The following is a 12,160-nucleotide window of genomic DNA, read 5'->3' as shown; positions in this document are numbered from 1 at the left end:
GCCCTGCCGCAGCCGCTAAGCCGATGCGGACACGGCGGGCTGCATTTTCTCGTTTTGCCGGCGCAGGCGCTGGCAGAGCACCCGCATGATGTTACGGGCCACTTCGGAGCATTCCTCCATCACGTCGTAAAAATCTTCCTGGTCGATGCGGAAGGCCACCACCGGGGTCAGGGCCACGGCAGTGGCCGACCGGGCCTCCGCATCAAGCAGGGACAACTCCCCGAAAAAGTCGCCCCGATGAAAGGACGTGAGCTGCCGCGAGCCGTCGAAGATGCCCACCTCCCCCTCGCACACGATGAACAGGGAAGTGCCCAGGGTTCCCTTCACAAAGATTTCCTGCTCGGGCTGGAAACTGACTTCCCGCATGATGGGCACGATGGTACCGAGCACGTTTTCGGAGGTTTCGGTGAACAGCGTGGTGCCTTTGAGCATGAGCACCCGCTCGCGGGCTGAGACGGAGGAAGTTGGGACGGAGGAAGGCATGAGCAAGGCGGTTACGGTGGGATGAAGGGCTTGCAGGCAGTCGTAGGCAGCAGGGCGCTGCACGGGCAGCTGCCGCAGCACCAGCAGGGCACTCTCCTGAATAAGGGCATTGGTGGCTTCCAGGTGCGGCTGCAGGCACGCCACGGTAGCGGGCTGCGGATGCCACTGCCGCAGAGCCACCGCCACGGTCCAGGCCGAAAACGCGGCTGTGCCGCGGCGCACTATGGTGGTCTGAATGGCTTCGGTGGTCACCATCGGGCCCAGTAGGTCGTCGAACCGCTGCACTTTTTCGGAGAGCCGGCCCACGTCCAGCATGGCCTGCAGGCCCTGGTAGAGGGGGCGTGGTATCAGGCTATCGAGAATTTCCAGCGCGCTGGCCTGCCGCTCGCCGGTGGCATGGGCCACACCCCGCTGTGCATCCATGATGGGTTGGCGCTCATACAACTGCATCAGCAAGCCAAAAATGCGCTGCTGGCTCCTGCGCAGCTCGTAGTGCAGGGCCTGGCGCAGCTCGGTGGTGGCGGTGGCCATGCCGTGCACCAGCTGTTGCGCCAGCCGCATTTCTACTTCCACCAGCCGCTGGAAAATGGGCTTTTCGGCCCACAGGGTGGCGTAGCCGCTCAGCGCGCGCAGGGCCGCGGCCCGCGCGCTCAGCCTGGGTCCCTGCACCACTTCCACCAGAACCTGCCGGGCGGCGGGGGTGGCCAGGCGCGTGCACACCTGGGCCAGGGCCTGCAGATAGCGCCCGTCGGGCTCCTGGGCCAGCGCGGCCTTGAGGCTGGGCAACGCAGCTTCCCCGGCTTTGGCCAGGCAGGCACTCGCGGCCTGCTGCGTGGCTTTCTCCCGTAGCAACGCCATAAGGAGCGCCAGCAGGCCGGTGCTGGGGGCAGCGGCGGCGGCCTGCACGGCCAGGTGCACCACGGCGCAGTCGGCGCTGTGAAAACTGGCCGTCAGCACGGTAACCTGGCTGGCAGGGTCCAGCAGGTCCAGCAGGCTCAGGGCGGCTAGGCGCGCCCCGTTTTCGGGGGCCTCGGCAATGGCCGCGAGGCTGGCCAGGGCACCGGCATGGGCGGGGGCCAGCTCCAACCGGCCCCGAATAGCGCCTCGGCGCACCGCCAGGTCCGGGTGCGCCAGCAGGTCTTCGGCGGCGGGTCCGGGGTGGTGGCAGGCCAGGCGGCTGGCCATTTCCCGCACCGTGGCGTCGGGGTCGTCCAGGGCCAGGCGCCGCAGGAGCGTCACGTCGGCGTGGTGGCCTAGTAGGCTGAGCACGCGGTTGCGCACCCGGCTGTCGGCGTGCTTCAGCAGGTCTTCGGCGTGGTGCACCAAGGCGGTGGATTCGGCTTTTTTCAGGTAGTCGATGGCCTGAATGGCCTCGCGGTGGTTGGTGCGGAAAAGACTGGCACGGGCCATGCACGGCCTGCCAGTGGTGGCCTCCTGCGACGGCTCCAGGGCAATCCGCAGCCCCAGCGCACACTTCAACTCGTTGATGTAATGAAAGTAGGCACGCTGCAGCAGCACAGCTGCGCCAATCAAAAAAGCCCCCATCCACAGAAACGGCACCCATTGGTTGAGGTCGGGCGCCTGGTGCAGCGCCAGCAGCAAGGCCCCGCCCAGGCCCAGGCCCAACGGCTCGTAGAAGCCTTTCACCACGGCGTAGCCCTGCAGCCGCTCCGGCGTGGCCATGGGCTGAAACAACACCAGAAACAGGGGCTCCAACACGGCCCGGCGCAGCACCTCCAGCACCAAAACCAAGCCGCCGAAATAAGCCATGACCACGGCCGGGCCGGCGCCCGCCAGGCGCAGCCCGCCAAAAACCAGCAGTCCGCCCAAGGCCAGGAGCGGTAGCACGGCCAGGGTCCGGTGCACACCCAAGCGGTCGAGCCCGTACCGGGAGAACCCCAGCTTAAAGACCATGGCCAGCAAATAGGTGATTGCCAAAAGCCCACCCACATACTCCAGCATGGTGGCTTGTTCCTGCAATTTATACTTCACCTGCATAAAAAACAGGTACTCTACCCCTACCGCCACCGTGGCTATGGCCATGATGCTCAGGCCCATGCTGCGCACCAACGGGCTACTACCCAGCAGGCTGTGCCAAAAAGTAAACTGGCCGACGGGCGCCTGCACCAGCCGCGTTTGGAGGCGGCCGCCCACCCGTTGCGCCCGGAAAGTGAGCCGCTGCACCAGCAACGCCAGCCCGTAGGCCACGGTCGCCGTGAGCAGCAGCATCACCAGGGCGCTGTTGGCGTGCACAAACACGGCAATTACAGCGCCCAGGGCCTTGGCCGGCATGTCGCCGGCGCCAATGATGCTGAACAGCCGGCGCCCTTGCCGCACGTTGAACACCACCGCCGACATACCCCAAAACTCAAGGTTGGTAAGCAGGTAAATGAGGCGGTAGCCCGTCATGATGGCCACGGCGCTGGCCACCGAAGGCGCCCGGAGCAGCAGCAAACCCAGCACCGCAGCCACCACCGCAGCCACCAGCAGCGCCCGCGTAGCCAGTTTGCGCAGCAGGAGGCGGTGCTGGCAGTGAGCGTAGGCCCGGCCCACGGCCAGCATGGCCAGCGCGCTGATGCAGTAGGCCAGCGGCAGGTTGCGCTGGGGTTTTTCGGCCAGCAGCAGCACGTGGGCGGCCACGTACACGAGCATGGTGCCAATGCCCAGCAGAAAGTGGTGCACGAAAAACAGCCAGACCGTTTTGGTTTCCCGCGGCCGCACTCCCAGAAATCGAAACCACTTGTCCATGATGCTGCTACTTGGTAGGCAGGCCGCCGCATCCGGCGACCTGGCGGGTGGCGGGCGGGCCGCGCGGCGTTAGTGCAAGGCGCGCTTTTTTATCAAGCCGCCTTTCATGTCGCTCACGCTGTGCGTCACCACAAAAGCGTGCGGGTCAATTTTATGAATCTCGTCGGTGAGGCCCACCACTTCCAGCCGGGTCACCACCGTGAACACGGCCTCTACTTTCAGGTGCTGGTGCCCGTGCGAGCCATAGCCCTGTGTGCACTCGTACACGGTGGCCCCGCGGTGGAGCTGCTCGGTAATCATGCGCCGGATTTCGGTGCTGTGGAAGGAGATGACCGTCAGACCGGTGTATTCTTCGATGCCCACCAGGATAAAATCAACGGTTTTGGCCGCCGACAAATACGCCAGTATGGAGTACAGGGCCGTTTCGATGGAGAGCAGCCAGGCGGCCACACCGAAGATAATAATGTTAATAATCAACACAATATCACCAATCGAAACGGGCAGCTTCCGGCTCAGGTACAGCGCAAGAATTTCGGTGCCGTCCAGCACGCCGCCGCCCCGCATGGCCAGGCCAATGCCCGCGCCCAGAAAAAACCCGCCGAACACGGCAATGAGGAGCTTGTCCTGGGTGAGAACTGGGAAGGTGACCACCAGCAAGGCGCCCGAAAGCGCCAGAATGGTGCCCAGGGTCTTGAGCGCGAATTTGCGGCCCAGGTGGTAGTGGCCGAGGACGATGAACGGAATGTTGATGACGATAATCAGCACCGAAAGCGACACCCCCGTGAGCTGGCTGATGAGCAGCGAAATGCCCGTAACGCCGCCGTCGATGAAGCCGTTGGGCAGCAGAAACCCCTTCAGGCCCAGCGCGGCAGAAAACACACCGGCCGCCAGCAGCAGCGCCTGCAGCACGGGGCGCACCCACTGCCGCGCCGCCTGCCCCAGGGCTCCCGGTGCGGCGGCATCGGCCACAACCGGAGCCGCAGCCGGCAGGGAAGCTTTCCGGGTGCGGAAGCTTGGAGGAATGAGTTGGTCGAATAACATCGGAGCCGAAAAAAACCGTAAGCAGCCACCAAACGGATTCCGGCGTGTGCACTGGTTGCCAGCCCGGCAACCTGCTTTTTTCGAAACCCACACATCATTGCCGGCTATTCCAGCCGGCACCACAGTTCCCAGGCAGGCGCCCTCCCGCTCCTGGGCAGGGGGCGCGGCCTTTTCCGTACGCCGCTTCCGGTAGGCGCAGGCCCACCCAACGGCACAGCAGCTCATTGCCCAAAAGGGCGCCGGCGCACCCACAAAAGCAGACCGGTGAGTTCGTTAAAGATATAGAATTAATTTAATAAAATATCTGAATTGTTCTGATTTAAAACACGGCTTCTTGCACCGTCACGGGCAGGGAAACGGTGAATTCGGTGTACTCTCCTTCCCGACTTTCTACCGACATCGTGCCGCCGTGCCCCTTGGTTACCACGTCGTAGCTCAGGGACAGGCCCAGCCCCGTGCCTTCCCCGGTGGGCTTGGTGGTGAAAAACGGCTGAAAGATTTTGTCGCGCACGGCACTCGCAATGCCGTTGCCGTTGTCGCGCACCTGCACCAGCACAGCGCCGTGAGTATAGCTGGTGCGCACCTGCACCTCGGGCTGGTAGCCGGCACCGGCTTGGGCGCTTTTTTCGGCCACGGCATAAAAAGCGTTGGTCAGCAAGTTGAGCAGCACCCGGCTCAGGTCCTGGGGCACCACGTGGGCGGGCGGCAGGGCGGGGTCCAGCACGGTAGTGAGGGTGGCGTTGAAGCCCTGGTTTTTGGCGCGCCAGCCGTGGTAGGCCAGCCGCAGGCATTCCTCGGCCAGGACGTTGAGGTCGGTGGCCTCGCGCTCGCCGCTGCTGCCGCGGGAGTGCTCCAGCATGCGCTTCACAATGAGGTCGGCACGGTGCCCGTGCTCGTGAATTTTTTGCTGGTTTTGGGAGAGCTCCTGCAGAAGCTGGTCGAGGGTTTGCCGGCCGGCGGTGCTGAGGTGCTCCTTGGCCAGTTCGTACTCCAGCTCGTCCACCAGCTCCACGCTCAGGTCAGAGAAGTTGGTGACGAAGTTGAGCGGGTTCTGAATTTCGTGGGCCACCCCGGCCGTGAGCTCGCCCAGGCTGGCCATTTTTTCGCGCTGCACCAGCTGGGCCTGCGTGGTTTGCAATTCGGTCAGGGTGCGGTCGAGGGTGTCGCGGTGGGCGGCAATTTCCACGTTCTTATCATTGAGGTAGCGGTTGGCGCGCAGCTTCAGGAAAATGTTGCGGAGCAGCAGCCCCACCACCAGCACTACCCCTACCAGCCCGGCCAGCAGGCCGTGGAGCTGCAGGCGCTGGCGGGCGGCCTTCTGGGCCTGCAGCTGCCGCGTCTTGGTGAGCAGGTCTATCTGCACCTGCTTTTTGTCCAGCTCGTAGCCGTAGCGCAGGGCGCTGCTGCGCCGCTTGGTATCCTCGCCCGAGAGCGTATCGGTGTAGGCCATGTGCAGGTTGCGGTAGCGGTAGGCCTCCTCAAAATTGCCGCTCTGGGCGTAGGCGTCCGCCAATATGTCGGTGGCTTTCCGAATGTTGTCGTTGGTGTGCGCCTGCCGGCTCAGGGCCAGGCCGTGGTGGGCCAGCGCCAGCGCACTGTCGGGCTGCTGGTCCAGCAGGTAGGCCCGGGCCAGCATCAGCTCCACCAAGGGCAGGTTGTAGTCGTCGCGGGTTTGGCGCACCAGCTGCCGGGCCCGCAGGCCGTGCGCCAGCGCCTCGGTGCGGTTGCCCAGCAGGCCGTACACCTCGGCCAGGCTGGTTTCGTTGCCGGCCTCCCCCGATGTGTCGCCCAGCTCCTGGCTCAGCCGCAGGGCCCGCTGATAGTATGCAAGCGCCTGGGGCCACTGTTTGAGCATCTGGAACGTGTTGCCGAGGCCGTTGAGGGCGGTGAGCGTCACTTGCCGGTCGCCGGTGCGGCGGGCGCTGCGCAGCACGGCGCGCAGCACCGGCACGGCTTCGTCGTAGCTGCCCGTGAGGTGGTAAATATCTCCCAGGTTGGCTTGCAGCCGCGTGAGGGTGACGATGTCGCCGGACTTTTCGGCCAGCGGCAGGCCGTGCAACGCTGCCTGCAGGGCCGGCGTGGGGTTGCCCTGCAGCATATGAACCAAACTCAGCTGCAACCAGGCCCGGGCTTGCCCACTGAGGTCGCCGCGCCGGGTGCACAGGCGCTGGGCCCGCTGCGCATACTCCCGGGCGCGGTCGAACTGGTTTTGCCGCCGGTACAGCATACTGGCCAGCAGCAGGGCCTCGCCTTCGCCGGCGGGGTCATCTATGCGCTGGGCCAGGCGCAGGGCCTGTTGCGCCAGGGTGGTGGCCTGCGTCACATCCTTCACGCGCAGCTCGGTGGCCAGGGCCAGCAGGCGCCGCACCCGCGTGGTATCCAGCCGCGGCTGGGCCCGCAGCAGCGCCCGCAAACTATCGTCGCGGGCCGGCTGGGCTTGCGCTGGCAGCACCAACCAAGCGGCGTGCAGGACCAACAGAAAGGCATACGCTCGCATGTTGGAGGGTTGAGTTAAGCAAGTACTCGGGATGGATAGGCCAGACAGCTGCCAGGCTGGGGAGGGCTGGCTGGTTTTCCAACTCACGCGTTGGGCACCAGCCAGCGTTCTTTCTTCAGCAGCCTGCCCCCACCCTCAGTACAAGCCTGGTAATCAAATGTCTGTTCCGAATTAAATCTTCAATGCGTTTGCCACTATTACTTGTCGTAGAGCAAAAAAGCTTATGAATCAGCACTTAATAGGGAGGGTTGTGAATAACACCCAACGTCATCTCAACCTGGGCTTTGCACTCACTTTTCGGCTTAATCACCACGCTCGCCATGGTAATTGTACGAGCCTCTGATTCCGACGTTGCAGCGGCCGGAAAGGGGTAAGCAAGGATGGTGGTTTTCTTCTGAAACTGACCGGCGCCGGGTATTTTCTTCAGCACGTTCTGGTAAATGGTTTCCACCATTCCCAAGTCGCGCACACGAAAGTAGGTAGGTGGAAATTTTTCCGCAATAAGACTGGCGTGTTTCGAACCCAGATTGATGAGGTACAGGTCGTATTCGCTTGTGTGAAACAGGACTTTGGCCTCCGTGATGTAATCCGGTGGCAGGTTCAGAATCTGGGAATAATAGTCCACCGTTTCTTCCCAATCGGCGGGCAACACCCCAATTTCCATGACAATTGGCTCTTGTTCCATAACGAGGCAGGCTTGAAAGTGACTTTATATTTATAAATATAGTTTATTATATTCAATAACGACAAAGTGTTACCTTAATAATGACGTCTGGCAGTTGCTATTTGGGTTGACCGCGGCGGCCCGGTGCGATGGCTGCATACAAGCAGCTACATACTGGAGCTTAGCGGCTGCCATAAGCTGCCGGGAGGTACCCGTACGCCCGGCCGCGCCAACGGGGGATAGCCATCTCAACGCCTGCATTCGCAATGCGCGGCCGTAGTATGAAAATATATAGGTAAGTTTGGATGCTGGATTGCGAAGCTGAACCGTTTTAGCGGCGACTGCGTAGCATTCCTGTTCACTTCAGCCCGCCATGCTCATGCGTCACGCCTATTTACTTCCGCTTGCCTTCCTGTTTAGCTGTGCGGCTTCCGACCAGCTCGCTTCCGAATCTCCCGCCGAGACCAAGGCCCGCCAGGTGGACCGCGCCTTCGACGTGCCGGCCCTGCTGGGCATGAACGCCACCCAAATAGTGCAGCCCCTCACCGGCCAGGACATCCGCTTCGACCAGGACCGCACCCCGCGCGAAATGCTCAGCGGTGGCGGCACAGAGGCCAGCAAAACCTACTGGCACGACACCACCGCCCTCGTTGTGAGCTACAACCCTGAGAGCCTGCACGTCAACAGCTACTTCATCAAAACCAAATCGGGCCTCACCCGCGACTACAAAACCCTGCTCAAGCTGGCCAACGTCAGCGAGTTCGACAAGCGCATGCGCATCGAGCCCATGGCCTCGGTGGGCAATCCGCAGCTGTACACCGGCGTGAAGCTAGTGCCGCAGCCCTAGTCCGTATTCGGTTCGCTTTCGCCATATATTAAGTTCAGAAAGCAGCGTAAGATGGACTTGAGTGGCCCCCGAGCGTGGCGCAGGCCACTCCTGTGCAATGCAGACGCGCTGGGTCGTTTCGCCGCGGGGAGCAGCCATCGGCGGCGGGCCGCCAGGCTGTAGAAAGCACCTCGGGCAAGCCCTAAGCACGAGCTAAGGGGTAGCCGAGCCGGCCGCAACAACGGTTTTTCAGCCAGCCGGAAATAGGTTTGCATACTGAAAACCTGTTTCCGGTTGAATCCCCTGCCCCAAAAGCCGTCCCACGTGTCTGACACCACTACCCCTGCCGCCCCCACCGGCCCAACGCCAAACGATTTCGCCAGCTTTTACCTCTACGGCCTCACTACCACTCCTTATCAGCAATCCACTGACTTTGACAAGTTTGGTGAGTTGTACAAGCTCGTGGTTGGCGCGCACGGCGGGTTTAGCATCGCCAGTTCCTTCCATCCGTATCAGCTACTCAATCCGGCCGGGGTGTCGGTGTGGTACACGGCTTTTGCGCAGTTCTACGCGCAGCCCAGCCGCATCGAAATGTTCGGCGAAATGACACTGGAGAAAACGTCTTTTCTGGTGGTGCCGCCCGCCTCATTCGCCGAGTACAACGTGTGGCCCGACGTCCGGTTAACCCACGCCGAAAACCCCATTTTCAGCCGCTACGTCCCTTTCGTCATCCCCTTTCTGGTGCGCAAAGCCCCGGCAGCCCTGCGCTGGGACGCCGAAGTTGCGGCGGCCGGCACCGACCGGGAGCGCCTGAGCTGGTACCTGGAAGCCGTGAAAGACGCCATGCAGTTTCTGCAGCCGGCTCCGGCGCTGCTGCTGGGCTTCGGCGAGTTCGATGAGCAGCACCCGGAACAGCTCATTGAGAAATTCATGAATTGCCGTGACTTGCTGCGCTGAGACGGCGTGGCCGGGCACACTGTCAGACAGAGCGGAGCGGCCAGGTCTGCGGTTCAGAGCTTGCTGCATTGCCTTGCTCCGTCACCGCTTGCCCACCCAAAAAATCCCGGTACCACAGGCCCGAGTCCTTGACAGTCCGCTCTTGTGTGTCGTAGTCGATGTGAATGAGCCCGAAACGAGGGCCGTAGCCCTCGGCCCATTCGAAATTGTCGGTGAGGCTCCAGGCGAAATAACCGCCTACGTCAAGGCCTTCCCGCCGGGCCCGCAGCACCTGCCCGATAGCCGCCTGTAGGTAGGCCCGCCGGGCCGGGTCGTGCACCCGACCGCCCGTTGACACATCTGGGAACGCTGAGCCACTTTCAGTTACCAGCAAGGTTGGCGCATTTGGATAAGCTGAAAACTGTTTTAACATTTGGTAAAGCGACTCAGGAAACACCTCCCAGCCCATGTCGGTGCAAGGCACGCCGCGCTGCTTGGCCGGCACCAGCGTGGCCCACTGCAACGGCAGCCAGGGCGAGAACTTCACCACTTCGCGGGTATAGTTCTGCACACCCCAGAAGTCGAAATCGAACCGCATGCGCTGGTCGTCACCGGGTTTTTGGTAGCGTTCCAGCAGCCAGCGCAGCGCTGGCATCTCGGCCAGTGGGTAGCCCAGGCCCAGGGCGGGCTCCACAAAAAAGCGGTTTAGGATGGCATCGGCGCGGCGGGTGGCGGCGGCGTCGTTAGCGTGGCCGGGGCGGTGCGGCGTGAGGTAGGAGCAGGAAAAGGTGGTGCCCACCTGGGCTGTGCTGGGCAGTAGCGCACGCAGGGCGCGGCCGCCCTCGGCCTGAGCCAGCGTGGCGTGGTGCGCGGCCGCCAGAAAAGCCCCCAGGTGCCGGCGGCCGGGCGCGTGCACGCCCAGCAAATGCCCCGCCCCCACAAACGCCATGGGCTCGTTGAGCACCACCCAGTGCGGCACCCGGTCGCCGAGGCGGTGGGCCATGGCCTGGGCATAGTCCGCAAACCAGCCCACGATGTTGCGGTTGGTCCAGCCGCCGCGCGCCTGCAGGGCGCTGGGCAAGTCCCAGTGGTAGAGCGTCAGCCAAGGGTTCAGGTCGCGCTCCAGGCAGGCATCCACCAGCCGGTCGTAGTAGTCGAGGCCGGGCGGATTCACGGTGCCCACGCCCTCGGGCAGCACCCGTGCCCAGGCGGCGGAGAAGCGGAAATCCGTGAGGCCCAGCCCCTGCGCCAGGTCCAGGTCGCTTTCGAAGCGGTTGTAAAAGTCGGCGGCTACGCGCCCGTGCTCGTTGCGACGGATGGTGCCCTTGCGGCGCGTAAAATCGTCCCAAATGCTGGGCCCCTTGCCCTGCTGTTGCCACGCGCCTTCGGTTTGGTAGGCGGCGGCGGCGGCACCCCAGTGGAAATCCGGCCCAAAGTCGGCGCGAGAAAACGGCAACGGCGCCGAAGTCGGGTAAAAGGCCGGGGGCAGCGGCTCCTCAAAGCGGGGCGGTAGTGTGGTCATGCGCGGGGCGCGGAAGTAGCTAAAGGATTATTGGCACGTTCGGAAGAACACAGTTGCAGCATCCCTACTGTTAGATTATGCTCCGCCGAATTAATTACTCCGGTGCTGTCATCTGGATAAGTACTCGGTTTGAGTTGACTGTACATTGAGTGAGCCACAACAATTCGAAGAAAAAGCTATCAGCTATCAGCTAAAAGCTAATGGCTAATGGCTAATGGCTCACAACTTGACGCCCCCTTTGCGGGCACCCTGCAGCTGTTCCCGGAGCAGCTGGTCAATCACGGCGCCGGTCTGGTCGGGATAGTTTACGGGCACGGTTTCGTCCCGGTGCAGCCACTGGTCCACTTTGTCCAGGTTTTTATCTTTGAGGTTCTTGATGATAGGCACGCCCATGCTGGCCAGCGCCGCCGCGTTGCACTGCTGCTCGTATTGCTGTTTCATGGGCATTGCCAGCAGCTTTTTACCCAAAAACAGGGCCTCGGCGGGGGTTTCGAAACCGGCGCCGCACAGCACGCCTGCCGAGCGGGCCATGCTGTCGAGAAAGGCTGGGCCGTTCACTGGCTGCACGGCCACGTTGCCGTAGGTGGTGGCCTTGGTGCTGTGCTTGCTGAACACCTCCCACCGAACCGAACGGCTCAGGTACTGCAGCCGCTCCACCAGAAACTGCTCCTCAAACGCGGGCAGGTACACCGTGTAGTGGCCTTCGTTGGCGGGGCTCAGTTCGCGCACCTGCTGCCGGATAACGGGCGTGAAAATGCCCGGCGCATAGGCCTGAAAATGAAAGCCGTACTGCGCCGTGCTGGGGGCATAATGTTTGAGTACGGCCCGGCCCGCGGGGTCTTCCTGGTCGGGCCGGGGCGCCCGCAGGTGCAGCACGGCGCTTTGGTGGCTCAGGGCCACGCACGGTACTTCGCGCAACTTGCAGGCCCAGCTCGACACCGGCTCAAAGTCGCTGATGACCAAATCGTAATCCCTGACGGGCAGGTGGCGCACCTCGTGCAAAAACTTGGCGGAGTTGAACTGCAAAAAGGTCTTAACGAAGTCGATGCCGCCCCGCTTGCCGAACAGAAAGCCCATGCCGCGGGCGCGGTGCTGCACCTGAAACGGAACCGGCAGGTCGGCCGGCGGGCCACTGACCAGAATTTCGAGGTGCTCGCACCGGGCTTGCAGCAGGGGCACCACGTCGAGGGCGCGGGCCAGGTGGCCGTTTCCGGTGCCTTGGATGGCGTAGAGTATGCGGGACATGAGGGAACTGTAAAATGCCTTCTACGGCAATGCGGAGGCCGTGGGCAGCTTACCCGAGCTTAAATTCGGCCAACAGCCCTTCCAGCAGGGCCGCCGGGTTGGCGTTGGCCTGCTCCTCGGCCGCGTCGGGAGCGTCAGGGCTGCCCCGCCCCGGGCCCGGTGACCGGCGTGGCCGAATGGTGTGCCCCGCCCCGCCCA

General features: G+C 63.1%; 8 protein-coding genes. 2 read left to right on the top strand and 6 right to left on the bottom strand.

The annotated features are described in order from the left end of the window. Window positions 1-15: 15 nt before the first annotated feature. The 4 genes from BEN47_RS08045 to BEN47_RS08030 form a co-directional block, all read right to left on the bottom strand. Window positions 16-3,231 carry a cyclic nucleotide-binding domain-containing protein gene (locus tag BEN47_RS08045; RefSeq protein ID WP_070727035.1) on the bottom strand — a complete coding sequence of 1,072 codons (3,216 nt, stop codon included), beginning with the start codon at window positions 3,229-3,231 and terminating at the stop codon, window positions 16-18. Between the two features lie 69 nt (window positions 3,232-3,300). Continuing rightward, a complete protein-coding gene (locus BEN47_RS08040) occupies window positions 3,301-4,272 on the bottom strand; it encodes a YitT family protein (RefSeq protein ID WP_083322248.1) in 972 nt (323 codons plus the stop codon). 319 nt (window positions 4,273-4,591) lie between these two features. After that, entirely contained in the window at window positions 4,592-6,769 is a 2,178-nt protein-coding gene (locus BEN47_RS08035; RefSeq protein WP_070727033.1) for a tetratricopeptide repeat protein, read from the bottom strand. A 235-nt stretch (window positions 6,770-7,004) separates the two neighbouring features. After that, on the bottom strand, window positions 7,005-7,454 hold the full coding sequence (locus BEN47_RS08030) for a hypothetical protein (protein ID WP_070727031.1): 450 nt from the start codon (window positions 7,452-7,454) through the stop codon (window positions 7,005-7,007). Between the two features lie 352 nt (window positions 7,455-7,806). Here BEN47_RS08030 and BEN47_RS08025 point away from each other — a divergent pair, with 352 nt between their 5' ends. Then, window positions 7,807-8,280 (top strand): hypothetical protein, encoded by a 474-nt coding sequence (locus tag BEN47_RS08025; RefSeq protein WP_070727029.1) that lies wholly within the window; start codon window positions 7,807-7,809, stop codon window positions 8,278-8,280. A 303-nt stretch (window positions 8,281-8,583) separates the two neighbouring features. Next, window positions 8,584-9,216 (top strand): hypothetical protein, encoded by a 633-nt coding sequence (locus tag BEN47_RS08020; RefSeq protein ID WP_125921576.1) that lies wholly within the window; start codon window positions 8,584-8,586, stop codon window positions 9,214-9,216. A gap of 22 nt (window positions 9,217-9,238) precedes the next feature. Here the strand turns inward: BEN47_RS08020 and BEN47_RS08015 are convergent, their stop codons facing one another. Then, complete coding sequence (locus BEN47_RS08015; RefSeq protein WP_083322247.1) at window positions 9,239-10,717, bottom strand: GH1 family beta-glucosidase; 1,479 nt, start codon at window positions 10,715-10,717, stop codon at window positions 9,239-9,241. A 219-nt stretch (window positions 10,718-10,936) separates the two neighbouring features. After that, window positions 10,937-11,962, bottom strand: a complete 1,026-nt coding sequence (locus BEN47_RS08010; RefSeq protein WP_070727025.1) for a glycosyltransferase family protein — start codon at window positions 11,960-11,962, stop codon at window positions 10,937-10,939. Between the last annotated feature and the right edge of the window lie 198 nt (window positions 11,963-12,160).

This window comes from Hymenobacter lapidarius (assembly GCF_001816145.1).
Taxonomy (GTDB): domain Bacteria; phylum Bacteroidota; class Bacteroidia; order Cytophagales; family Hymenobacteraceae; genus Hymenobacter; species Hymenobacter lapidarius.
This window is presented reverse-complemented; position numbering and strand designations above follow the sequence as displayed.